This window comes from Sphingopyxis sp. GW821-FHT12F08 (assembly GCF_058806755.1).
In genome coordinates, this window is the sequence record NZ_JBXAQA010000003.1 from 134,531 (window position 1) to 156,904 (window position 22,374).

Here is a 22,374-nt window from a genome sequence, read left to right on the forward strand (position 1 = left end):
CTTGTGCCGCAATCTTATGACGGTGAAAAGGCGCGATATGCGCTTTTGCGCCTTTCGATATTGGCGGCGGCGACATGATTGACCGCCTCGTCGAGCGGCAGGCGGCGGATCGGGGTGCCGGGCGGGAAGGCCGAGAGCAGGCGCGAGGGGAAGCTGGGCGACAGCATCACGAACTGGCCATAATCGTCGCTGCGGCGGATGAGGCGGCCGAAGGCCTGCGCGATACGCCCGCGGATCACCATATCGTCGTAGCGCGCGCCGCCCTGCGCGGCGCGGCGCGCCGCGTGGAGGATCGTCGGGCGCGGCCAGGGCACGCCCTCCATCACCACCAGCCGCAGCGAATCGCCGGGCACGTCGACGCCGTCGCGCAGTGCATCGGTACCGAGCAGCGAGGCGTGCGGGTCGGCGCGAAAGATGTCGACGAGCGTGCCGGTGTCGAGCGGGTCGACATGCTGCGCAAAGAGCGGCAGGCCCGCGCGCGCCAGCCGGTCGGCAATGCGCGCATGGACGATGCGCAGCCGCCGGATCGCGCTGAACAGCCCGAGCGCACCGCCGCCCGACGCCTCGATCAGCCGGCTGTACGCTCCCGCGAGTGCGGGCAGGTCGCCGCGCGCGATGTCGGTGACGATGATCACCTCCGACTGGCGCGCATAGTCGAAGGGGCTCGGCACCGCGAAATGCTGCACCCCGCCGTCCATGTGCCGCGCGCCGGTGCGGATGTCGGCGTCGTGCCAGTCGTTCGACCCGCGGAGCGTGGCGGAGGTCACCATCACGCCATGCGCTTGCGCGTAGACGATGTCGGCGATCGGCTTGGCGGGGTCGAGCCAGTGGCGGTGCAGCCCGGCATCGATCTCGCGCCCGTCGATGCGGTTCACCGCGAGCCAGTCGACGAAATCGGGATCGGCGGGACCGCCGACGCGCCCGAGCAGCGACAGCCAGGCGCCCAGCGTGTCGATCCGGTTGCCGAGGCTGTGGCGCGCGCCGTCGACGCGCGCGCGCGCCTGACCGTCGAGCCAGTCGGGCGGGTCTTCGATCAGCGCGTCGAGCCTTTTGCCGAGCGCCATCAGCGGACGCAGCAGCGCCTCGACCGCGTCGCTCGCGCTCGCCGCCGCGGCGACCAGCCCGGCGTCGGGATCGGCGAGCTCGGTCTCGAGCCCGTAACCGCTGTCGCCGCCCTTGGCATCGGCGCTGCGCGCATAGACCATCGCGCGCACCGCCGCGAGCAGGCACTCGACCGCGCCCCAGGGCGAATTCTCCGCCAGCCGCCCGAGCCAGCCGTCGCCGGGCAGTTCGCCCGCGGCGGCGATCGCGGCCTGGATCGCCTTGTCGCCCGCCTCGTCATAGCTCGCGACATCGGCGAGCCGCGCGGCGAGCCCGCGCCGCCGCCCGCGCGACTTGCCCTCGGGCCCCAGCACCCAGCGGCGGCTCTCGATCGCTTCCTGGCCCGTGAGCGCGGCGGCGAACATCGAATCGGCGGCATCCCACAGATGATGGCCCTCGTCGAAGATCAGCCGCGTTGCGGGGGCGCCGCCCCCACCTTGTGAACTTGGGCGGGGGCGGGCCGCCTGCACCATCGTCAGCGCATGGTTAGCGATGACGATGTCGGCCTGTCCCGCCGCGCGCGCCGAGCGTTCGATGAAGCATTTGCGGAAATGCGGGCAGCCCGCATAGATGCACTCGCCACGCCGGTCGGTCAGCGCGGTGGTGCCGTTGCGGCGGAAGAGGGCCGGCAACCATCCGGGCAGGTCGCCGCCGACCATGTCGCCGTCGCGGCTATAGGCCGCCCAGCGCGCGACGAGCTGTGCGAGCACTGCCGCGCGCCCCGAAAAGCCGCCCTGCAACGCATCCTCGAGGTTGAGCAGGCAGAGGTAATTTTCGCGCCCCTTGCGCACCACCACCTTTTCGCGGTGCGTCGCGGGGTCGGGATAGAGCCGCTCGGTCTCGCGCGCGAGCTGGCGTTGCAGCGCCTTGGTGAAGGTCGAGATGCAGACGGCGCCCGCCGACTGGTCGATCCACTGCTTGGCGGGGGCGAGATAGCCCAGCGTCTTGCCGATCCCCGTACCCGCCTCGGCGACGAGCATCTGCGGCGCATCCTTGCGCTCGCGTGCGGCGAAGATACTCGCGGCGGCACGCGCATAATCCTGCTGGCCGCTGCGGCGTTCGGCGCCGTCGCCGGTCAGCCGGTCGAGCCGTGCGGCGACGTCGTCGGCGTTGACCGTCACCTGCCGCGGCTGCGGACGCGGCGGCGCTTCTTCCCAGTCGGGCAGGCGCGTGAACAGCCAGCGCTCGTCCTTGTCGGGGACCGCCAGCCGCGGCTGGACCAGCGGCGCCCACGGCCAGCGCTGCCGCGCGAGCGCCTGCAGCCCGTGCCACGCGCCCTCGCGCTCGGGCCAGCCCTTGTCGTCGAGGCTGCCGAGCATCGCCGCGGCCGCCAGCGGCAGGAAGGCGGCGATATCGTCCTCGCGCTGCGGCGCATCGAGCCCCAGCGCCGCCGCGATCCCCGCCGGGGTCGGCACCGCGAAGCGTGCGGGAAACAGGAAAGCGAACAGCTCGAGCAGGTCGAGCCCCGACAATTCGGGATAGCCGAGCCGGTCGCCGGTCAGCGGCGCGCCCAGCAATATATGCGGCGTCCCGGCGACCGCCGCGATCGCCGCGCCGCGATCGACCCGCCGCGCGCGGCCCTCACCGTCGGCGAGCCAGATGCCGACATGGCTCGCATGAATCGCGGGGAGGGGCAGGGGCGCCAGCATCGATGCAGGTTAGGGACAAAAGAGGAACGCGGCAAGGGTTGGGGTGTGGGGCTAGTGGCGGCTTTGAGGTGGGGAGCCGGCCTCGCCTCATTCCAAAGTTCAGGAAAGTTCAGCCCCGTGCGCCTCCCGAATAGAGACCTCGGAGGCCGCTGTATTCGCCGAGCGGAAGAGTCGAGATCGACGCTGGCATAGCCGGATTTATTAGGAAAGGCCTTTTTTGAGGGCGGCGGCTTTGGGGTGGTTTCCAGACCTAAAACCCCTCCTCTTCAGAGGAGGGGCAGCGAGACTTGGTCCGGCGCAGCCGGGCCTTAGTCGAACGGGGTGGTGGCCGAGGGCTTACGCCACGCCCGAGAGCACCACCCCGCTGCGACTAACGAACGAGTTCGTAAGTCTCGCTACTCCTCCTCTGAAGAGGAGGGGCTGGGAATGTCCGAAACCGCCCGGAATCCGCCCTTTGCGGTTCAACTCAACCCGCGCCGCCCGAAACTCGCCGTCCGCATGCTGCGAAACACCTGCGCCGGCTCGCTGGGCCAGGCGCCGCGCGCGCGTTCGAGCGCGTTGTAGAGGGCGCCGTCGACGAGCTCATAGGGGAAGCGCACCCCCATGCGGTCGACTTCGGCCCACATCACGATCGCATAGACCGTCTGGCCGCCATAATGGACCTCGCAGCGCGAGCGGATCGGCAGGATCACGCCGCCCTCGATCCGCGCCCCGCCCTCCGACAGGTCGGTAATGCGGCCCTCGACGACATTGAGCACGCCGTTGACGGTCACGTCGAGCGAAACGCTGGTGCGCACATGCTGGCGCGGGCGGGGGAAAGCGGTGCTGGTCATGCCGCGAGGCTAGGCAAAGATGGTAAATTTTCCGGTAACGATGTTTTGCCAATCGCTCACTTGATCGATCATTCAAGTCGCGATAGGATCGCCCCGAACATGGGGGAGAGCCGATATGCGCAAAGCGGTGCTGATTGCGGGCCTGCTGATCGGAGCGTCGCCCGCGGCCGCCGACGAGCAAGCGACGCTCGCCGAGCGTTTCGCGCCGCTGCTCGGCCGCTGCTGGACCGCCGAATTCCCCGGCGGCAAGGCGCGCGACACGCATTGCTTCCGCCTCGTCGAGGGCGGCGCCTATGTCGAGGATCGCCATATCGTCAGCGGCGGCAGCGAACCCTATGGCGGGATCAGCTATTATCGCCGCGACGCGAAGAGCGGCACGATCCTCTATCATTATTTCGCCGGCGACGGCGGCTATAGCGAGGGGCGTGCGATCCCGGTCGAAGGCGGCTTCGATTTTCCCGACGAGGATTATGTCGGCCCCGACGGCAAGGCGATGGCGATCCGCAACACGCTGCGCTTCGACACCGCGGGCGGCTATGTCGCCGAATCCGAAAAGCGCGAGGGCGAGGCGTGGACGCCCTTGTTCAGCATGCGCTTCGCCGCGGTCGGCCCCGCGCCGTCGCCCGCGACCCTGTCGTTCGACCGGCTCCAGGTCGCGCGCGCGATCGTCCGCGATTCGGCAGAGGCAGGCAGCGACGTCGCGGGCTATGTCGCGGTCGCCAACATGGGCGACACAGCCGACCGGCTGCTGTCGGCGCGCTGCACTTGCGCCGAGCGCGTCGAACTGCACCGCGTCGTCCGCGCGGACGGCAAGGTGTCGATGGAGAATGTCTGGCCGCTTGCCATCGCCCCCGGCGCGCGGACCGAGGTCAGGCCCGGCACGCCGCTGCACCTGATGCTGATGGGGCTGAAGGCGCCGCTGGCCCTCGGCGGCAGCGTGCCCGTCATCCTGCAGTTCGAGCGCGCGGGCGCGGTGCGTGTCGATTTCCATATCGTCGCCGACAGCGCAAAGGGCTGGGAGGGCTGAGCCGCCTGTTGCCAGCGGGCACCGGCAATGATCTACCGGGCGCCATGGTTCGCCCGATCATCCTCTACGGCATCGCGCTCGCAGCGGCGGCCTTCCTGCTCGAATGGCTGAACTACAAACATGTCGTCCATCGCTGGTCGACCGAATTCTATGTCGTGTGCATTGCGCTCCTCTGCGTCGCGCTCGGCGTCTGGGTCGGCAACCGGCTGACCGCGCGCCCACGCGAAGCTTTCGTCCGCAACGAGGCGGCGATCGCCGCGCTCGGGATCAGCGCGCGCGAATGCGAGGTGCTCGCCATGCTTGCGGCGGGCCACGCCAACAAGGTCATCGCGCGCGAGCTCGATATCTCGCCCAACACGGTGAAGACGCACATCGCGCGGGTCTATGAAAAGCTCGAGGTCGCAAGCCGGACGCAGGCGGTGCAAAAGGCGCGCGCGCTCGACATCCTGCCGTAAAATCGGGCGATGAGCGCCAAATCACCCGTTTGGGCGATGGATTTCGCCCGTTGTCCGGGGCCACCCCGCATCGCATCCACCAACAGGGGAGAATGACCATGGGCAGGATTATCGCAGTCTACGGCGCCATCGCGGGCGTCATCGTCATCATCGGCATGTATACCAGCATCGCTTTCGTCGCCGACCATGGCACGCTGGGCATGGTCGCCGGCTATCTGTCGATGCTGGTCGCGATGATCTTCGTGTTCGTCGGGGTGAAGCGCTACCGCGACGTCAACCTCGGCGGGGTGATCGGTTTCGGCAAGGCGTTCGGCGTCGGGCTCGGCATCGCGGGCGTCGCCTCGCTCTTCTATGTGCTCAGCTGGGAGGTCTATATGTGGCAGACCGGCGGGACCTTCATGGCCGAATATATGGCGAGCATGGTCGAGGACATGCGCGCCGCGGGCAAATCGGCGGCCGAGATCGCAAAATTCTCGGCCGAGATGAACGCCATGGCCGAGCAGTACAAGAACCCGCTGTTCCGCATGGCGCTGACCTTCACCGAAATCCTGCCCGTGGGGCTGCTGGTATCGCTGATCGCGGCGGCGCTGCTGCGCAAGAGCGGTTTCATGCCCGCGGTGCAGCCGCGCGGGTAACAAAAGGCGATCCTCCCCCGCAGGGGGAGGGGGACCACCCGAAGGGTGGTGGAGGGGCACAGGCGGTCATACGCCGCGCTGGACTGCCTGTACCCCTCCACCAGCTTCGCTGGTCCCCCTCCCCGTTCCGGGGAGGATCGTCGAAGCCCGCTCGCACTTTTGCCTTTCGTCCTGCCGTCGCTTATCGCTATGGCGCGCGCCATGACTGACTTGCACCTTCACCCTTCGCTGCGCGAACCCGCGCAAACGTCTAAGGCCTGGCCGTTCGAGGAAGCGCGCAAGCTGGTGAAACGCTATCCGCAGGGCAAGCCGGGCGGTGAGGCGGCGATCTTCGAGACCGGCTACGGCCCATCGGGCCTGCCGCATATCGGCACCTTCAACGAAGTGCTGCGCACGACGATGGTCCGCCGCGCCTATGAGGCGCTGACCGTCAATGAATCCGGGGTGGCCGCGCCGACGCGGCTGATCGCATTCAGCGACGACATGGACGGCCTTCGCAAGGTGCCCGACAATGTGCCGCAGCAGGAGATGTTGCGCGGCTATCTCGGCAAGCCGCTGACCGACATTCCCGATCCGTTCGGCAAGTATGAGAGTTTTGCGCATCATAACAATGCGATGCTGCGCGAGTTTCTCGACCGGTTCGGTTTCGATTACGAGTTCGTGAGCTCGACCGAGCGCTACAAGTCGGGCGCCTTCGACGCGGCGCTGAAGAATGTCCTGCGCCACAACCAGGACATCCTCGACATCATGCTGCCGACGCTGCGCGCCGAGCGCGCCGCGACCTATTCGCCGATCCTGCCCGTCAGCCCGACGTCGGGCATGGTGCTGCAGGTGCCGGTGACCGTGGTCGATGCCGACAAGGGGCTCGTGTCGTTCGAGGACGAGGGTCAGACGATCACGCACAGCATTTTCGGCGGCGGCGCGAAGCTGCAGTGGAAGGTCGACTGGGCGATGCGCTGGGTCGCGCTCGGCGTCGATTACGAAATGTACGGCAAGGATCTGACCGACAGCGGCATCCAGTCGGGCAAGATCGCGCGCGCGCTCGGCGGGCAGAAGCCCGAGGGGCTGATCTACGAAATGTTCCTCGACGAAAAGGGCGAGAAGATTTCGAAGTCGAAGGGCAATGGCCTCAGCCTCGAGCAATGGCTGTCGTACGGCAGCGAGGAAAGCCTCGCCTTCTTCGCCTACCGCGAGCCCAAGGCGGCGAAGCAGCTGCACATCGGCGTGATCCCCAAGGCGGTCGACGAATATCTGCAGATGCGCGGCAATTATCCCGCGCAGGAGGGCGACAAGAAGCTCGGCAACCCCGTGCATCATGTCCATGTCGCGCGCGGCGAGCAGGTTCCCGCCGCCGCGCTGCCGGTGACCTTCGGGCTGCTGCTCAACCTCGTCGGCGTGATGGGCGCCGACGCGTCAAAGGAGCAGATCTGGCGCTACCTCGGCCAATATGTCGCGGGGGCGAATGCCGCGACCTGGCCCGAGCTCGACCGGCTGATCGACAATGCGATGGCGTATAACCGCGACTATGTCGCGCCGACGCTGAAGCGCCGCAAGCCGGCGGGCGGCGAGGGCGCGGCGCTCGCCGAGCTCGACGCGAAGCTCGCGGCGTTGCCCGCCGACGCCTCGGCCGACGATATCCAGAATATCGTCTACGAGATCGGCAAGAACGAAGCGCACGGCTTCGAGAATCTGCGCGACTGGTTCAAGGCGCTCTACGAGACGCTGCTGGGATCGAGCGCGGGGCCGCGCATGGGCAGCTTCATCGCGCTGTTCGGGATCGCCAACACGCGCCGGCTGATCGCCGAGGCGCTGGCTTGAGAGGAGATTGCATGGCGGCCTATGAACTCGCGCAGATCAACATCGGCCGCTTTCGCCTGCCGCCCGAGCATGTCGCCAACCGCGACTTCATGAACGCGCTCGACCATGTGAACGCCGTTGCCGAGGCCGCCGACGGCTTCGTCTGGCGGCTGACGGGCGAGGGCAACAACGCGACCGACGTGCCGGTGACCGACGATCCGCACCTGATCGCGAACATGTCGGTGTGGCGCGATATCGATGCGCTCGCGGCCTATGTCTATCGCACCCCCGATCATCTGACGATCATGAAGCGGCGCAAGGAGTGGTTCGACCATATGGCGACCTATCAGGCTTTGTGGTGGGTCCCCGCGGGGCATCGCCCGACCGTCGCCGAGGGCATGGCGCGGATCGCGATGATCGAAGCGAACGGGCCGACGGCGGAGGCCTTCACCTTCAAGCAGCCCTTCGCGGCGCCCGACGGCACTCCGGCGCTTCCCATTCAGGACGAATGCGCGTGATCGACATCTTCACCACTGGCGGCACGATCGACAAAGTCTATTTCGACGCGCTTTCCGAATATCAGGTCGGCCCGGCGACGATCCCCGACCTGCTGCGCGAGAATTTCGTCCATGTCCCGCACCGCGTCACCCAGCTGATGCGCAAGGACAGCCTCGAGCTGGACGACGCCGACCGCGAGGCGATCCGCGCCGCGGTCGCAGCGAGCGATGCGACGCGCATCCTGGTCACCCACGGCACCGACACGATGGTCGTCACCGGCCGCGTGCTCGCGGGCATCGCGGGCAAGACGATCGTGATGACCGGCGCGATGCAGCCCGCGTCGGTGCGCGCGAGCGACGCCGAGTTCAACGTCGGCTTCGCGCTCGCCGCGGCGCAGACGCTGCCGCCGGGGGTCTATGTCGCGATGAACGGGATGATCTTCGACCCCGCGACCACCGAAAAGGATCGCGCCGCCGGGCGTTTCCGGTCGGCGCCGTAATTCGATCCATCCCAATGCCGTAACCCTGAGCCTGTCGAAGGGTGCTTCTCTGTGAGGCGTCCTTCGACAGGCTCAGGGCTACGGTTAATTGTCGGGTTGTCGCTCCATCGAAAAATCTTCCCGCTGTGATCGAGATCATGCCATCATGCCCCCGGGTCGTGTGAAAAAGAGACCGGGGGCGGTGAGTCGCTGCCCCGCCTGAAATGGACAACCAAAGGGAAGGGTAAACTCATGACCAGCAGTAAATTGGCCGGGCTGATCGCCGCGTCGGCGACCGCGCTCGCGCTGTCGGGCGCTGCGCTCGCCGGCGAAGCGCCGAAGTCGAAGACGATCGGCGCCGCCGACGAAGTCAAATGCGCAGGCGTCAACAGCTGCAAGGGCGCATCGGATTGCAAGACCGACGCCAGCTCGTGCAGCGGCGCGTCGGGCTGCGGCTCGGCGGGCAACAGCTGCAAGGGCGCGAACACCTGCAAGGGCAAGGGCTGGAAAAAGCTCGCCGCGGGCAAGTGCCTGACCGACGGCGGCAAGATCGTCGTCTGATCCGGGACAGGGCAGGCCCGGCGCGTCCGGGCCTGCCGACCCCCCTGCGGACCCCTTGCCGACAGGACCGATGATGGACAGCAAGACGGCGCCGTCGCCGGGCTTCGGCTTGGGGCTGCGCCCCGAACATTATGCCGAGTTTTGCGCCGGTCCGCAGCCGGTCGACTGGCTCGAGATCATTTCCGAAAACTACATGGTCCCCGGCGGCAAGCCGCTGGCGATGCTCGACAGCGTCCGCGCCGACTATCCGGTGGTGATGCACGGTGTGTCGCTGTCGATCGGCTCGGCCGAACCGCTCGACATGGCCTATCTCGCCGAGCTGAAGGCGCTGGCCGAGCGCGTCGAACCTTTATGGATTTCCGACCACCTCTGCTGGACCGGGATCAACGCGCACAACAGCCACGACCTGCTGCCTTTGCCCTATGACGCACCGGCGCTCGATTGCGTCGTGGGCAATATCGGCCGCGTGCAGGACTATCTGGGCGGCCGCATCCTGATCGAGAATCCGTCCTCCTATGTGACCTTCCGCTCGTCGGACCGCAGCGAATGGGATTTCCTCGCCGAAATGGCCGAGCGCGCCGACTGCCTGCTGCTGCTCGACGTCAACAATATCTATGTCAGCGCGCGCAACCATGGCTTCGACCCGCTCGATTATCTCGCAGGCCTTCCCGCCGATCGCATCCAGCAGATCCACCTCGCCGGGCACAGCGACATGGGCGACTATGTCATCGACACCCACGACGCCGACGTCTGCGACGCGGTGTGGGACCTCTACGGCCGCGCGGTGGAAATGTTCGGTCCCGTCGCGACGATGATCGAGCGCGACGACCATATCCCGCCGCTGGCCGACGTGATCGCCGAACTCGACCGCGCGCGGGCGCTCGCCGCACGCGTGCTGGAGCCGGTGCATGGCTGAGCCGCTCCGCGACATGCAGGCGCGCTTCCTCGCGGGCGTCATCGCGAACGACGCCGGCGCCGAGGCGCTGATCGTCGACGACAACCGCGTCGGCGCGGCGAAACGCCTCGCCATCTATCGCAACAACTACCGCTCCAGCCTGACCGGGGTACTCGCCGATCATTATGAGCGGCTGCACGCCTATGTCGGCGACGAGCAGTTCGGCAATCTGGCCGGGGCCTATGTCGACGCGTTTCCGTCGCACACGCGCAATCTGCGCTATTATGGCGAGCAATTCCCGGCGTTCCTGGCGCAGCATTATCCGGATGACGGCGAGCTTGCCGAGCTGGCGGCGCTCGATTGGGCGCTGCGCCATGCCTTCGACGCCGCCGATACCCCGCCACTCGATGCGGCCGCGGTCGGCGAACTGGGCGACAGCTGGATTGAGCGGCGGCTGACGCTGCATCCCTCGGCGACTTTGCTGCCCGTCTGCCACAATGTCGCGATGCTGTGGAGCAGCCTCGATGCCGAGGAGGAGCCGCCCGAAGCCGAACCCCTGCCCGAACCCGCGACGCTGCTGGTGTGTCGGCAAAACGGCCAGTCACGCTTCCGCAGCCTCATGGCCGACGAGGCCGGCGCGCTGGCTCTACTCCAATGTGGCGCCAGCTTCACCGACCTCAGCGCAGCGTTGATCGAGGCCGAAGGCGAGGCCGCGGCGATGGAGGCCCTCGCGGCGTGGCTCGGCCGCTGGCTCGCCGACGAACTGCTGGTGCTGGCGGACTGACCAACATTTCCGTCATCCCGGCGAAGGCCGGGATCTCGACCTCGGATCATGACGCACCGGCAAGATCCCGGCCTTCGCCGGGATGACGAAAGGGGCTAGGCGGCTGCGGGTCGCGACGTCACCTGCCGCAACACGCTTATATAATCGGGCGCGATCGTCATCGCCTCGTGCCTGCCAGCACGGCCCAGCGCGGCATGGACCTCGGGCAGCCGATAACAGGGCACGCCCATGAACAGATGATGCTCGGCGTGATAATTGACCCAGTAAGGCGCGACCGTGGCGCGCGCGATCCAGCCGGCGCGCGTCGTGCGCGCATGGCTGAACGGATCGTCGCTGCCGGTGGTCGTGCACGCATGTTCGGCGATGTTGCGGATGCGCAGGTACAGCTGGAAGGTCGTCGCGAGCCCCGCGAGCCACAGCAGGTACGGCATCCAGCCATAGAGCAGCAGCGACAGCGCCAGTAGCACCGCCTGCACCGCCAGGAAGCGTCCGACCGCGCGCGTCACCGCCATCGCGCCCGCCGCGTCGACCGCCGGCGCAGTGACGCCGTCGTCGGATTGCTTGTTGAACGGCGTGCCCGCCCGCGTGCTCGCGCCCTTCTTCTCGGCCTTCTCGCCGCGCAGCATCGCCTTCAGCCCGATGATCGCCAGCCCGAACTGCAGCGTGCGCTGCTTGAAGAAGGTCTGCCCGGTCAGGTCGCGCAACGCCTTGCGCCACAGGCTGGCGCGCGTGGTCGGGAAGGGCTTCGACAGGGCCAGGTCGGGATCCTCCGCCTGCTGCGTGAATTTGTGATGCTGGAGGTGATAGGTGCGATAGGCGATCAGGTCCGATCCCACCGCCGCGCCGGTCAGCCAGTCACCGAGGAAATTGTTGAGCTTGCGATTAGGGTGCAGCGCGCCGTGCGCGGCGTCGTGCATCAGGATCGCGAACCCCAGTTGCCGCCCGCCGACGAGGATGACCGCAGCGAGCCACGCGAGAGGATTCGCGAGCCAAGCGGCCAGGCCGACCGCCGTTATGCTGACGATCCAGCCGTGCGCGACCAGCCAGATGCCGCGCCACGGCGACACGCGCGTGATCGCGGCCCATTCGTCACGGTCAAAAAACTGGGTCGGCGGCAGGAGGCGAACGGCAGGCATGGCGCACTATAACCCGTTGCGAAGGAAAACCCAATCCCTCCCGTTATGGAGCAATTACGCGGCTTTACGCGCCCCAAGCATAAGGTTTTGGAAACCCCTTTCTGGCACAGAAACCGCACAAAGGACCGACTATTGCGGGAACAGCGGGATTGGGGTTGAAGCGGGCCATAGTGAGGCCGGTGGCCAGCGAGACGTCGACCGACGAAGCGCTGTTCGATTCACCGGAGTTTGTGACGCGCCTGACGCGCGTCGCACAGCTGTGGCATTATGTGCTCGTCAGCCGCGTCCTCGTCTATTTCGCCTGCGCCTTTTTCCCCGGACTTCCCGGCTTTTTCGACAGGCCGTCGCAGTGGCTGCTGCTCGCCCTCGGCATCGGCTGCGACCTCGTGCTGACCGTGATCGGCCAATTGTCGCGTTCGCCGCAGCGCGGGCTTCCCGCCCGGGCCGGGGTGTGGTGCGCCGCGGTGATGACGCTGATCGCGCTCGGGACGCTGCTCACCAGCATCGCGATGTTCGTCAACGGCGGGATGGGGGGCGGGCCCTATGTCGACGCCTTTGCGGCGATCCGTATCGGCACCATACTCGTCGCGGCGTCGGCGGTCGCGATCGCGCGCCCCGCCTTCTTCACCTTCGCGGGCGCCACCGCGCTCGGCGGCGCGATCGGCAAGGGGTCGGTGCCCTTCGCCATCGCCGCGATGATCTTCCTGCTGCTGCTGATCGTGATGGTGCGCGAGGATGTCCGCCACCAGAACCGCACCCGCCGCGCCAGGCAAAAGGCGGCGAGCGAGCAGCAGCGCGCGCTCAACCTGGTGCGCGATTTCGAGCGCGCGGGGCGCGGCTGGTTCTGGGAAACCGACCGCCACGGCCAGCTCGTCTATATCTCGCAGACCGTTGCCGCGAAGCTCGGCCGGCCGGCGAGCAGCCTGATCGGCAAGCCCTTCACCGACATCATCAGGAAACGTATCGGCAACGACGACAGCGAGGAGCGCACGCTGGGCTTCAGCCTGTCCTCGCGCACGCCGTTCAAGGAACTGACCGTGCAGGCCGCGGTGCAGGGCGAGGAGCGCTGGTGGTCGATCTCGGGCCACCCGATCAGCAACGATCTCGGTAATTTCCAGGGGTTTCGCGGCAGCGGCACCGACCTCACCGAAAAGAAGAAGTCCGAGCGCGAGATCAACCAGCTCGCGCGCTACGACGTGCTCACCGGGCTCGCGAACCGGCTGCACATCACCGACCTGCTCGAACGCGCGCTGCGCAACCATATCGGCCAGCCGCAGCCGTGCGCGCTGTTGCTGATGGACCTCGACCGCTTCAAGGCGGTGAACGACACGCTGGGCCACCCCGTCGGCGACCAGTTGCTCCAGCAGGTCGCGGGGCGGCTGACGCAGATCATCGGCGACAAGGGGCAGGTCGGGCGCCTCGGCGGCGACGAGTTCCAGATCGTGTTGCCGCAGATCACCCAGCCCGACAAGCTTGCCAATATCGCGAACTCGATCATCCTCAGCCTCGCCAAGCCCTTCGCGATCGAGGGCGAGATGGTGCGCGTCGGCTCGTCGATCGGCATCTCGGTGTCCGACGGCGCGGGGGTGCCCTCGTCGGCGCTGGTGCGCAACGCCGACCTCGCGCTCTATGCCGCCAAGGACGCCGGGCGCGGCGTCTATCGCTTCTACGCCGACGCGATGCACGACCAGGCGAGCGAAAGGAAGGCGATCGAGGATGCGCTGCGCGACGCGCTGGCGAAGGACGAGCTCCGGCTCGTCTACCAGCCGATCGTCGACGTCGCGAGCGAGCGGATTTCGGGCTTCGAAGCGCTGATCCGCTGGCAGCGGGGTGGCGGCGAGGCGATCAGCCCATCGAAATTCATCCCGATCGCCGAGGAATCGAACCTGATCATCCCGATCGGCGAATGGATCATCCGCTCGGCATGCGATGCGATCGTCAAGCTGGGCCCCGGTTACCGCGTCGCAGTCAATGTCTCGCCGCGCCAGTTCGCGAACGAAAAGCTGCCTGCGACGATCATGAGCGCGGTCTCGGCGGCGGGCATCCGTCCCGAACAGCTCGAGCTCGAGATCACCGAGGGTATATTCCTCGACGAAAGCCCCGAGAATCTGGAGATGTTCCAGCGGCTGAAGCGCACCGGGGTAAGGCTGGCGCTCGACGATTTCGGCACCGGCTATTCGGCGCTCGGCTATCTCAAGAAGGCGCCGTTCGACAAGATCAAGATCGACCAGAGCTTCGTGCGCGGCGCCGCCGACCCGAGCAGCATGAACGCCGCGATCATCTCGTCGATCGTCGGCCTTGCCGCCGCGCTCAAGATGGAGACGACCGCCGAGGGGGTCGAGACCCACGACGACCTCGACCTGATCCGTGGTCTCGGCTGCAGCCATGTCCAGGGCTATATCTATGGCAAGCCGATGGCGCTCGCCGACGCGCTCGACCTATTGCGCACCGGCGGTGGGCGCGTGTCGGCCGAGGGCTACAAGAGTGCACGCGAGCCGCGGCGGCTGACCTTCCGCACGATCCATGTCGAAAGCGGCGGCTATCGCTACGAGGCGATCATCCGCAACGTCTCGACGCGCGGCGCGCTGATCGAGGGGCTGTGGAACGTACCCGAGGGTACCAATTTCCGCCTCGAATTCGGACCCGAGCTGATTCTCGACGCCCAGGCGCGCTGGTCCGAACAGAACCGCGTCGGCGTGCAATTTGCGCGGGCAGTGGAGATCGCCTCGCTGATCGGCGGCGCGGTGCCGGCGGCGGCGGCGGTGCGGGCGAGGATCGACCGGGCGGCTTAGGCCGCGAGGCTAGGGCGGCTTTGGGGTGGTAGCCGATCCTCCCCGGCACGGGGAGGGGGACCAGCGAAGCTGGTGGAGGGGCACAGGCGGTTTGTCTTGCCGGTCAGGTAACGCACTGCAGATCCGCGGCTGGAAATGAGCGGCTTGTCGGTTTGGCGTTACGCAAACCTCCTGTGCCCCTCCACCACCCTTCGGGTGGTCCCCCTCCCCCCTTGGGGGAGGATCGCTCTTGTCCGCTCCCGCCAGTCCCGTATCATTCCGCGATCCGTCCGCGCGCCATCACCCATTCGACCTTTTCGAGCACGCGCACGTCGGCCAGCGGATCGCCCGACACCGCGATCAGGTCGGCCGACATGCCCGGCGCGATGCGGCCGATTTCGCTTTCCATCGACAGCGCCTTCGCCGCGACCGTCGTTGCCGCCGCGATGGCCTCGCGCGGCGTGAGGCCGTTGGCGACGAGCAGCGCGAACTCGCCGCCGTTGCGGCCATGCTCGAACACCCCGGCGTCGGTGCCGAAGGCGACGGGGACGCCGAGCGCCTTGGCGCGGGTCACCGCCTTGCCGACGCTCCCCATCGTCATGCGGACCTTTTCCTCCACTGTGGGCGTGTAGATATTCTTGCCGAGCCGCTCCTTGATCCCCTCGAACGCCATCAGCGTCGGGACCAGATAGGTGCCCTTCGCCTTCATCACCTTGAGCGCCGCGTCGTCGGCGAAGGTGCCATGGTCGATCGTGTCGATGCCCGCCGCGGCGGCATCCTCGATCCCGCGCGCGCCATGCGCATGCGCCATGACCTTCAGCCCCAGCGAATGCGCGGTCGATGCGATGCTGTCGAGTTCGGCGCGGCTGAAATGCCCCTCGAGCCCGCGGCCCTGCTGCGACAGCACGCCGCCGGTCGCGGTGATCTTGATGATGTCGGCGCCGGCGCGCGATGCCTTGCGCACCTTTTCGGCGCATTCGACCGCGCCGGTGCAGGTATAGCCGTAATCGAGCACGCCGTGGACGTCCTCGCGAAAGCCGGTGACGTCGCCGTGCCCGCCGACGATCGACAGCGCCGGGCCCGCGGCGATGATCCGCGGTCCCTGGATGAAGCCGTTCGCGGTGCCGCGGCGGAGCGAATAGGCGCTATATTGCGCCGACCCCGCCTCGCGCACCGTGGTGAAGCCCGCGCGCAGCGTGATGCCGGCGTTCTTGACCCCGACGACGACGCCCCATTCTTCGGGATCGACCGCCTCGCTGCGATAATCGCCGCCGGGATCGCCGGTCAGGTGAACATGGAGGTCGATAAGGCCGGAGAGCAGCGTCTTGTCGCCGAGATCGACGACTTCGGCGTCCGCGGGAGCAGGGGTGCGGCCGTCGACGATCGAGACGATACGGCCGTCGGCGACGGTGACGGTCGAGGCGCCGAGCGCCGGTTTGTCGGCATCGGCGATGACGCGTCCGGCATAGATGATTGTGGTCTTGGCGGCGGCGGTCGTGCCGAGCAGCGCCAGTGTCGCCGCGGCGACGAGTCCCAGTTTACGCATGAGATTTCCCCTGTTCTGTGCAGCCAAGGTGGCGCGCCGCGCGGGGGAGGGCAAGGGGGCAAACGGGAGAGGCGGTTTGCGACGGATTTTCCCCTCCCTTTTTAGGGAGGGGTTAGGGGTGGGTAGCGAGCGCAGCGAGCAAGAAGGAAGAGCGCCGCCTTCGGCGGCCACCCACCCCCAACCCCTCCCTTGCAGGGAGGGGAGAAGGACGACCGTCCCCGCCCGAAAACCAACATCGGTTCGGCGCACGAAAAGAGGGGCCGGAAACCCGGCCCCTACAGTTTGTCCGCTGATAACCGAAAGCTATTACCAGAAGAAATCGTAGATCACGTCGACCACTTCGCCGCTGTAGGTGTCGACGAGCAGCACGTCGTTATAATAGCGGACCCAGCGATATCCCCCGTCGGCGGGCGGCAGGCGATAATACCAGGGATCGTTGATCCAGTAGCGCTGGCTGTAGAACAACGAGTTCAGGCTGAAGCCGATGCTGAACCGCGTGTAGCGATGGTTGCGGTACGGCGAATAATAGCTGCCGAGGCGATAGTGGTTGCCGTAGCGCTGGCGATAGTTGCGCCAGTCGTAACGGTTGTCGCCTCGCCAGCCGCGGTTCCAGTTCGAGCCGCGGTTGTCGCGATAGCGGCGGTCGACGCGGTTGTTGTCGTTGCGGTCGTAGCGCCGGTCGATCCGGCCGTCGCGGTTGCGATCGTACCGCGGGTCGCGCCGGTCGATGCGATCGTTGTCGTTGCGATCCCAGCGGCGGTCGAGGTCGCCGTTGCGATTGCGGTCGTAGCGGCGATCGACGCGGTTGTTGTCGTTGCGGTCATAGCGCCGGTCGACCTGGCCGTTGCGGTTGCGGTCCCACTGGCGGTCGACGCGGCCGTCGCGGTTGCGGTCATAGGCGCCGCCATTGCGATTGCGGTCGGCGGCGCCACGGTTGCGGTCCTGGCGCTGGCCTTGCCACTGCTGGCGCTGGGCCTGCTGACGCTGCACCTGGGCATTGCCGTCGCGGCGGACCTGCGGCGCCGGGCGGTCGCGGTTCAGCGACCAGTCGCGGCGCTGCTGTTGCTGCGGGCGCGGCGCAGCATCGCGCTGACGCTGGACCTGCTGGCGCTGGACCTGCGGCTGGCGCACCTGCTGGCGCTGGGCGCGGGGGGCATCGCCGCCGCGGTTGTCGCGGTTGGCGCCGGGACCGCGATTGCCGCCGCGATTACCACGATCGCCGTCGCCGCGCTGCGCCAGTTGCTGACCCTCGCGCGCCTGCGCCAGGACCGGCGTGATCGGCGTGAGCATCGTCGCGGCGATCAGCAACCCTCCGATAAACTTCTTCATCTCTTGTCTCCGAACTCGGGTCCCATGGGCGGCAAAGGGCCGACCGGGAAGATGAAACGATATTTACCGGCGGCAAGATGAGTCACCGCTGAACCGCAATGTTGCCTGCGGTTCAGCTAGATGAACGGCGGGGTTTCAGTGTTCCGGCGGCGCGCGCATCGCGGGCACCGCGCCCGCGGCATCCTGCGGCCGGATGCCCGGCGGCGGGGCGGCGGCGATACGCTCCTCGCCGCGCAGCACGCGCCCGGCGCGCCTGATCGCGCCGCGGATGCGCGGATAGGTGCCGCAGCGGCAGATGTTGGTCATCGCCGCATCGATCTCGGCATCGCTGGGGTTGCTGTTGGTGCGCAGCAAGGCTGCGGCGGCCATGATCATCCCCGACTGGCAGAAGCCGCATTGCGGCACTTGCTCCGCGACCCACGCCTGCTGCACCGGGTGGCTGCGATCGCGGGTCAGCCCCTCGATCGTGGTGACGAAGCGGCCTTCGCATTCGGCAATGGTGACCAGGCAGCTGCGGATCGCCTCGCCGTCGATATCGACGGTGCACGCGCCGCATTCGCCGGTGCCGCAGCCATATTTGGTGCCCGTCAGGTTCGACGCGTCGCGCAGCGCCCACAAGAGGGGCGTCTCGGGATCCATCCGATATTCGATCGGGCGGTCGTTGACCGAAAAGCGCGTCATAAGGCCCCTAGTAGCGGCCCCGTCCGATTAGTCACGCCAGCTCGTGTCGATCTTGTCGACCTTGCGCACCATCGCGTCGAACTCGGCCTTGCCCGACTGGCCCGGGATCGCCGCCATGTAGAGGTCGCGCTGGTGGACCTTGATCACTTCCTCGTCGACGAGGATCGGTTTGCCCATGCTCATCGTCGCGAGCTGGATCTCGCACGCGCGCTGCAGCGCCCAATATTTGATGAAGGCGTCGCTCAGCGACTTGCCCATCACCACGGGGCCGTGGTTGCGCAGCATCAGGATGCGCTTGTTGCCGAGATGCTCGACCAGCCGTTCGCCTTCTTCTTCGCGCACCGTCACGCCTTCGAAGTCGTGATAGGCGAGCTGGCCCATGAAGTTGCAGGCATAGAAGTTGGTCGGCTGCAGCCCGCCTTCGAGCCCGCACACCGCCATCGTCGCGGTGGTGTGGGTATGGATGATCGCATGCGCGTCGGGCAGCACGCGGTGGAACAGGCTGTGCTGGACGAAGCCCGCCTTGTTGACGTGCCAGGGGTTATCCTCGTCCAGCTTGTTGCCGTCGATGTCGATCTTGATCAGGCTCGACGCGGTCACTTCGCTGAAATGCATGCCATAGGGATTGATCAGGAAGGCGCCTTCCTGATCCTCCAGCTTCACCGTGATGTGGTTGAAGATCATCTCGTCCCAGCCCATCATCGCGAAGATGCGGTAGCAGGCGGCCAGCTCCTGCCGTGCCGTCCATTCGGCTTCGCTATATTTGCTGTTGCGCTTCAGCTGGGTCGCCATCGCCTGATCCTCTTCGCAGTCGGTTTCGTTGTGCCACCTATGCCACAGCCGGGGGCGCGTGCACAATCCCGCGGGCGGCTGCGGCGGACTGGTTAACAAAAGCGATAAAACGTTGACGTCGGTAGCGTTAATCGTCAGGCTTCGAATCGGGTCGAGCTGCGGGGCTTCCATTTGTCCGAAGAGGCAATGTGGTCCGCTGGCGTGCGTGCGCATGGTCCGACCCGGCCATTCCCTCATGCTGGTTGCAGCGCGTGTTTTCGCGGTGCGGCCTCCTGCTGCCCGCGTTTTGGGGAGTGAGGGTGAAATGCGTACCATGATCAAACTGTCCGCGTCGGTACTGGCGCTGGCGGCCTATTCGGCCTTTTCGGCGACGCCCGCACAGGCGGCCGAATGCATTCTCGACACCAACAACAATGGCGTGGCCGATGCCGGCGACACCGACGGCGGTGCGATCTCGTCGAACGACACGCAGCTTGCCTGCGGCCCGAACACGCTGGTGCAGGGCAATAATTCGACCGCGGTCGGCGCCAATGCGCAATCCAATGCCAGCGGATCGACCGCGGTCGGCTCCACGGCAACCGCATCGGGCTCCGCCAGTTCGGCGCTGGGCTATCTCTCGACCGCGAGCGGCACGCGATCGATCGCCGTCGGCGTGCAAAGCCAGGCGTCGGACACGCACACCGTTGCCGTCGGTGACGCGGCGGTCGCCAGCGGCCGTTCGTCGACCGCGCTCGGCAGCGGGGGCGTTGCGTCGCGGCCGGTGATCGCGGCAGCGGGTTTCAGCACCGCGGTCGGTACGGGAAGCCAAATCGCAGCCGGTGCTACCGGCGCAACCGCGGTTGGCGATTTCAACACGATTGCCGATACCGGTGCGTTCGGTGTCGCGGTCGGTGCGTTCAACACCGTATCGGGTACCAGCGGCGTGGCGATCGGCAACAGCTCGACCGCCAGCGGCGACGATGGCATAGCGATAGGCACGGCCGCTCTGGCGAGCGGCGACGCTTCGGCCGCGATCGGACGGTTGGCCGAAGCGAGCGGCACCACCAGCACGGCTGTTGGCAATCTCGCGACGGCCAGCGACGAAGATGCGGTAGCGATCGGCGATAACGCCACGGCCAGCGGCTTCCACTCGACCGCCGTCGGCGGCGAATCGCTCGCCTCGGGCCGCGGCGCGCAGGCGTTCGGCTGGCAGTCGTCGGCGACGGGCAACCTCAGCGCCGCCATCGGCCATCAGGCCAATGCGTCGGGGCTGCAGGCGACCGCGGTCGGCAAGAACGCCAATGCGGCGGGCAGCAACAGCTATGCCGGCGGTTTTGCCGCCAGCGCCAGCGGCGCCTCCTCGATCGCCATCGGCGACGCGGCGAGCGCGAGCAACACGCTGTCGACGGCCATCGGCCAGCTCGCGAACGCCAGCGGTACCGCTTCGACGGCGCTCGGAGCCCAGGCGGTCGCGTCGGGCATTCAGTCGGTCGCGGTCGGCGCCGTCGCCAGCGCCACCGGCGACTTCTCGACCGCGACCGGCACGCAGACGGTGGCTTCGGGACAGCAGGCGCATGCGCTTGGTGACTCGGCCCTCGCATCGGGCTTTACCTCGACCGCAGTCGGCAGCTTCGCGCGTGCAACCGACGAGGATGCCGTGGCGGTCGGCCAGGGCGCGCTATCCTCGGGCTTCCATTCGACCGCCGTCGGCGGCGAATCGGTCGCTTCGGGTCGCGGCGCGCAGGCGTTCGGCTGGCAGGCGGTCGCGAGCGGCAACCTCAGCCTTGCCGTGGGTCACCAGGCCAATGCAGCGGGGATCAACGCCTCCGCGGTCGGCAAGAACGCCAATGCCGCGTTCGACAATTCGACCGCGATCGGCTTCGGCGCCACCACCAACCGCGCGGGCCAGGTCAAGCTGGGCGGTGCGGGCAGCAGCGTGACGGTCGGCGACCTCGCCGCCAGCACCGCCGCGCAGACGGGGACGATCAGTGTCGCCACCGTCGATGCGTCGGGCACGCTGGGCGCGGGTCCGACGGTCGCCAGCCTGGCGACGGCCGCGGCGCTGGCCGCGACCAACGCCAATGTCACTGCGCTGCAGGGCTTGACGGCCATTCACACCGGTCAGATCAACACGCTGTTCGCGCAGTCGGGCGAAAATGCGCGGCAGGCGCGTCTCGCCAACGAGGGTGTGGCGCTGGCGCTGTCGATGGAAACCCCGTCGCTGCCCGCCGATGCCAAGTTCGGCCTGTCGGGCGGCATCGGCTACTATAATGACCGCACCGCCGGATCGGTCGCGCTGACCGCGCGGATCAGCGAGAAGGCCACCTTCTCGGCCGGCGTCGGCGCGGGCTTCGACTCGGGCGAGATCGGCGCGCGCGGCGGCTTCCAGGTCGTCTGGTAAGCTTGCGATGAAATCGGGCGATGCTTCCTTGCCAAGGGAGCATCGCCCTTTCATGATGGATTTTATGGACAGCATCATCCCTTCGAAACGCGGTGCGAAAGCGGCCGCTTTTTCTTTGTCCGCCGCGCTGCTCGCGATCGCGTCGCCGGTGCAGGCGCAGACCGGTGCCGCCGCAGCGCCGCCCGTCGCGGCGATGCCCGTGCCCGGCGATCTCGAACTCGCCAAGCTGATCTGGTCGACGATCACCGCGATCGACCACGCCAACCAGTCGGGCAATTATTCGGTGCTGCGCGACATCAGCTCGCCGGCGTTCCAGATCGCCAACGATCCGTCGCGGCTGGGGCAGATCTTCGCCTCGCTGCGCGACAATCGCGTCGACCTGTCGAACAGCCTGCTGCTCGCGCCCGTCTACAACGGCGCGCCGCAGGTCGGCGCGGGCAATATCCTGCGCGTGCGGGGCAGTTTCGGGTTGCGCCCGACCGCGGTCGCCTTCGACTTCGAATTCCAGTGGTATAACGGCAAGTGGCGGCTGTTCGGGGTCGCGATCTCGCCGATGCCGCTCGCCACGCAGCAGCCGGGTTCGGGCCCCGTGGTGCCCGACGCCCGGCGCCGAGGCGGGCAGTAGCCACGTTTTCGGCCCCTGCCGCCGCGCAGGGGCTTGCATTTGGCCGCGAATCCCTTTAGTGGCGCTCCATCGGAACGTCGCGGGTTCGTGGCGCTCTTTTTATTGCCCGAATATCGGCGACTCATGATGAACCGGATATCCTCCCGGTCGGGGTCGTTTTGACGAACAGGAGACGAGACGGTTTATGCAGATCATCGTTCGCGACAATAATGTCGACCAGGCCCTTCGCGCGCTCAAGAAGAAGCTGCAGCGTGAGGGCGTGTATCGCGAGATGAAGCTGCGTCGTCATTACGAGAAGCCGAGCGAAAAGCGTGCGCGCGAGCACGCCGCCGCCGTCCGCCGCGCCCGCAAGATGGAGCGCAAGCGGATGGAGCGCGACGGGATCAAGTAAGACCCGTCAC

The 22,374-nt window shown here is 67.3% G+C and carries 20 protein-coding genes; 13 read left to right on the forward strand and 7 right to left on the reverse strand.

The features are described 5' to 3' along the window. Positions 1 to 14: 14 nt before the first annotated feature. The gene (locus AC1RNQ_RS09605) at positions 15 to 2,750 is read right to left on the reverse strand and encodes an ATP-dependent DNA helicase (protein ID WP_493170811.1); all 2,736 of its coding nucleotides are present in this window, start codon (positions 2,748 to 2,750) and stop codon (positions 15 to 17) included. A gap of 461 nt (positions 2,751 to 3,211) precedes the next feature. Then, on the reverse strand, positions 3,212 to 3,583 hold the full coding sequence (locus AC1RNQ_RS09610; protein WP_493170812.1) for a PilZ domain-containing protein: 372 nt from the start codon (positions 3,581 to 3,583) through the stop codon (positions 3,212 to 3,214). Between the two features lie 115 nt (positions 3,584 to 3,698). Between AC1RNQ_RS09610 and AC1RNQ_RS09615 the strand changes: the two genes are divergently transcribed. The 9 genes from AC1RNQ_RS09615 to AC1RNQ_RS09655 all read left to right on the forward strand — a co-directional run bounded on the left by AC1RNQ_RS09615 (position 3,699) and on the right by AC1RNQ_RS09655 (position 10,713). Continuing rightward, entirely contained in the window at positions 3,699 to 4,610 is a 912-nt protein-coding gene (locus tag AC1RNQ_RS09615) for a copper chaperone PCu(A)C (RefSeq protein ID WP_493170813.1), read from the forward strand. A 44-nt stretch (positions 4,611 to 4,654) separates the two neighbouring features. Further along, a complete protein-coding gene (locus AC1RNQ_RS09620) occupies positions 4,655 to 5,065 on the forward strand; it encodes a response regulator transcription factor (protein WP_493170814.1) in 411 nt (136 codons plus the stop codon). Between the two features lie 98 nt (positions 5,066 to 5,163). Beyond that, positions 5,164 to 5,700 carry a DUF4199 domain-containing protein gene (locus AC1RNQ_RS09625; protein ID WP_493170815.1) on the forward strand — a complete coding sequence of 179 codons (537 nt, stop codon included), beginning with the start codon at positions 5,164 to 5,166 and terminating at the stop codon, positions 5,698 to 5,700. Positions 5,701 to 5,901: 201 nt separating this feature from the next. Next, a complete protein-coding gene (locus tag AC1RNQ_RS09630; RefSeq protein ID WP_493170818.1) occupies positions 5,902 to 7,518 on the forward strand; it encodes a lysine--tRNA ligase in 1,617 nt (538 codons plus the stop codon). An 11-nt stretch (positions 7,519 to 7,529) separates the two neighbouring features. After that, the gene (locus AC1RNQ_RS09635; RefSeq protein ID WP_493170821.1) at positions 7,530 to 8,015 is read left to right on the forward strand and encodes a DUF3291 domain-containing protein; all 486 of its coding nucleotides are present in this window, start codon (positions 7,530 to 7,532) and stop codon (positions 8,013 to 8,015) included. Beyond that, positions 8,012 to 8,494: an asparaginase domain-containing protein gene (locus AC1RNQ_RS09640; RefSeq protein WP_493170823.1), complete on the forward strand. Its 483-nt coding sequence runs from the start codon at positions 8,012 to 8,014 to the stop codon at positions 8,492 to 8,494. Before AC1RNQ_RS09635 ends, AC1RNQ_RS09640 begins: the two co-directional genes overlap by 4 nt. A gap of 231 nt (positions 8,495 to 8,725) precedes the next feature. Then, entirely contained in the window at positions 8,726 to 9,034 is a 309-nt protein-coding gene (locus AC1RNQ_RS09645) for a BufA2 family periplasmic bufferin-type metallophore (RefSeq protein ID WP_493170824.1), read from the forward strand. 70 nt (positions 9,035 to 9,104) lie between these two features. Next, positions 9,105 to 9,950 (forward strand): MNIO family bufferin maturase, encoded by an 846-nt coding sequence (bufB, locus tag AC1RNQ_RS09650; protein ID WP_493170825.1) that lies wholly within the window; start codon positions 9,105 to 9,107, stop codon positions 9,948 to 9,950. Beyond that, a complete protein-coding gene (locus tag AC1RNQ_RS09655; RefSeq protein ID WP_493170827.1) occupies positions 9,943 to 10,713 on the forward strand; it encodes an HvfC/BufC family peptide modification chaperone in 771 nt (256 codons plus the stop codon). The genes bufB and AC1RNQ_RS09655 overlap by 8 nt, the downstream gene beginning before the upstream one ends. Before the next feature lie 95 nt (positions 10,714 to 10,808). Here the strand turns inward: AC1RNQ_RS09655 and AC1RNQ_RS09660 are convergent, their stop codons facing one another. Further along, positions 10,809 to 11,849 (reverse strand): fatty acid desaturase family protein, encoded by a 1,041-nt coding sequence (locus AC1RNQ_RS09660; RefSeq protein ID WP_493170828.1) that lies wholly within the window; start codon positions 11,847 to 11,849, stop codon positions 10,809 to 10,811. Positions 11,850 to 12,028: 179 nt separating this feature from the next. Between AC1RNQ_RS09660 and AC1RNQ_RS09665 the strand changes: the two genes are divergently transcribed. Further along, positions 12,029 to 14,641: an EAL domain-containing protein gene (locus tag AC1RNQ_RS09665; protein WP_493170829.1), complete on the forward strand. Its 2,613-nt coding sequence runs from the start codon at positions 12,029 to 12,031 to the stop codon at positions 14,639 to 14,641. A gap of 253 nt (positions 14,642 to 14,894) precedes the next feature. Here AC1RNQ_RS09665 and AC1RNQ_RS09670 read toward each other — a convergent pair whose 3' ends face one another. The 4 genes from AC1RNQ_RS09670 to AC1RNQ_RS09685 form a co-directional block, all read right to left on the reverse strand. Further along, a complete protein-coding gene (locus AC1RNQ_RS09670) occupies positions 14,895 to 16,166 on the reverse strand; it encodes a metal-dependent hydrolase family protein (protein WP_493170832.1) in 1,272 nt (423 codons plus the stop codon). A 306-nt stretch (positions 16,167 to 16,472) separates the two neighbouring features. Continuing rightward, positions 16,473 to 17,495 carry an RcnB family protein gene (locus AC1RNQ_RS09675; protein WP_493170835.1) on the reverse strand — a complete coding sequence of 341 codons (1,023 nt, stop codon included), beginning with the start codon at positions 17,493 to 17,495 and terminating at the stop codon, positions 16,473 to 16,475. A 135-nt stretch (positions 17,496 to 17,630) separates the two neighbouring features. Then, positions 17,631 to 18,176 (reverse strand): (2Fe-2S)-binding protein, encoded by a 546-nt coding sequence (locus AC1RNQ_RS09680; RefSeq protein ID WP_187138855.1) that lies wholly within the window; start codon positions 18,174 to 18,176, stop codon positions 17,631 to 17,633. Positions 18,177 to 18,203: 27 nt separating this feature from the next. Beyond that, positions 18,204 to 18,968, reverse strand: coding sequence for a class II aldolase/adducin family protein (locus tag AC1RNQ_RS09685; RefSeq protein WP_054729410.1), 765 nt, complete (start codon positions 18,966 to 18,968; stop codon positions 18,204 to 18,206). 313 nt (positions 18,969 to 19,281) lie between these two features. Here AC1RNQ_RS09685 and AC1RNQ_RS09690 point away from each other — a divergent pair, with 313 nt between their 5' ends. From AC1RNQ_RS09690 to rpsU, 3 genes are all read left to right on the forward strand, one after another. Next, positions 19,282 to 21,348 carry a YadA-like family protein gene (locus AC1RNQ_RS09690; RefSeq protein WP_493170837.1) on the forward strand — a complete coding sequence of 689 codons (2,067 nt, stop codon included), beginning with the start codon at positions 19,282 to 19,284 and terminating at the stop codon, positions 21,346 to 21,348. A 64-nt stretch (positions 21,349 to 21,412) separates the two neighbouring features. Beyond that, positions 21,413 to 21,973, forward strand: coding sequence for a hypothetical protein (locus AC1RNQ_RS09695; protein WP_493170839.1), 561 nt, complete (start codon positions 21,413 to 21,415; stop codon positions 21,971 to 21,973). A 184-nt stretch (positions 21,974 to 22,157) separates the two neighbouring features. After that, positions 22,158 to 22,364: a 30S ribosomal protein S21 gene (gene rpsU / locus AC1RNQ_RS09700; RefSeq protein WP_037510267.1), complete on the forward strand. Its 207-nt coding sequence runs from the start codon at positions 22,158 to 22,160 to the stop codon at positions 22,362 to 22,364. Positions 22,365 to 22,374 lie beyond the last annotated feature (10 nt).

Coding starts and splice junctions, on each gene's coding strand:
- AC1RNQ_RS09605 (WP_493170811.1), bottom strand. CDS start 2,750: ATGCTGGCGCCCCTGCCCCTCCCCGCGATTCATGCGAGCCATGTCGGC.
- AC1RNQ_RS09610 (WP_493170812.1), bottom strand. CDS start 3,583: ATGACCAGCACCGCTTTCCCCCGCCCGCGCCAGCATGTGCGCACCAGC.
- AC1RNQ_RS09615 (WP_493170813.1), top strand. CDS start 3,699: ATGCGCAAAGCGGTGCTGATTGCGGGCCTGCTGATCGGAGCGTCGCCC.
- AC1RNQ_RS09620 (WP_493170814.1), top strand. CDS start 4,655: ATGGTTCGCCCGATCATCCTCTACGGCATCGCGCTCGCAGCGGCGGCC.
- AC1RNQ_RS09625 (WP_493170815.1), top strand. CDS start 5,164: ATGGGCAGGATTATCGCAGTCTACGGCGCCATCGCGGGCGTCATCGTC.
- AC1RNQ_RS09630 (WP_493170818.1), top strand. CDS start 5,902: ATGACTGACTTGCACCTTCACCCTTCGCTGCGCGAACCCGCGCAAACG.
- AC1RNQ_RS09635 (WP_493170821.1), top strand. CDS start 7,530: ATGGCGGCCTATGAACTCGCGCAGATCAACATCGGCCGCTTTCGCCTG.
- AC1RNQ_RS09645 (WP_493170824.1), top strand. CDS start 8,726: ATGACCAGCAGTAAATTGGCCGGGCTGATCGCCGCGTCGGCGACCGCG.
- bufB (WP_493170825.1), top strand. CDS start 9,105: ATGATGGACAGCAAGACGGCGCCGTCGCCGGGCTTCGGCTTGGGGCTG.
- AC1RNQ_RS09655 (WP_493170827.1), top strand. CDS start 9,943: ATGGCTGAGCCGCTCCGCGACATGCAGGCGCGCTTCCTCGCGGGCGTC.
- AC1RNQ_RS09660 (WP_493170828.1), bottom strand. CDS start 11,849: ATGCCTGCCGTTCGCCTCCTGCCGCCGACCCAGTTTTTTGACCGTGAC.
- AC1RNQ_RS09670 (WP_493170832.1), bottom strand. CDS start 16,166: ATGCGTAAACTGGGACTCGTCGCCGCGGCGACACTGGCGCTGCTCGGC.
- AC1RNQ_RS09675 (WP_493170835.1), bottom strand. CDS start 17,495: ATGAAGAAGTTTATCGGAGGGTTGCTGATCGCCGCGACGATGCTCACG.
- AC1RNQ_RS09680 (WP_187138855.1), bottom strand. CDS start 18,176: ATGACGCGCTTTTCGGTCAACGACCGCCCGATCGAATATCGGATGGAT.
- AC1RNQ_RS09685 (WP_054729410.1), bottom strand. CDS start 18,968: ATGGCGACCCAGCTGAAGCGCAACAGCAAATATAGCGAAGCCGAATGG.
- AC1RNQ_RS09690 (WP_493170837.1), top strand. CDS start 19,282: ATGATCAAACTGTCCGCGTCGGTACTGGCGCTGGCGGCCTATTCGGCC.
- AC1RNQ_RS09695 (WP_493170839.1), top strand. CDS start 21,413: ATGGACAGCATCATCCCTTCGAAACGCGGTGCGAAAGCGGCCGCTTTT.
- rpsU (WP_037510267.1), top strand. CDS start 22,158: ATGCAGATCATCGTTCGCGACAATAATGTCGACCAGGCCCTTCGCGCG.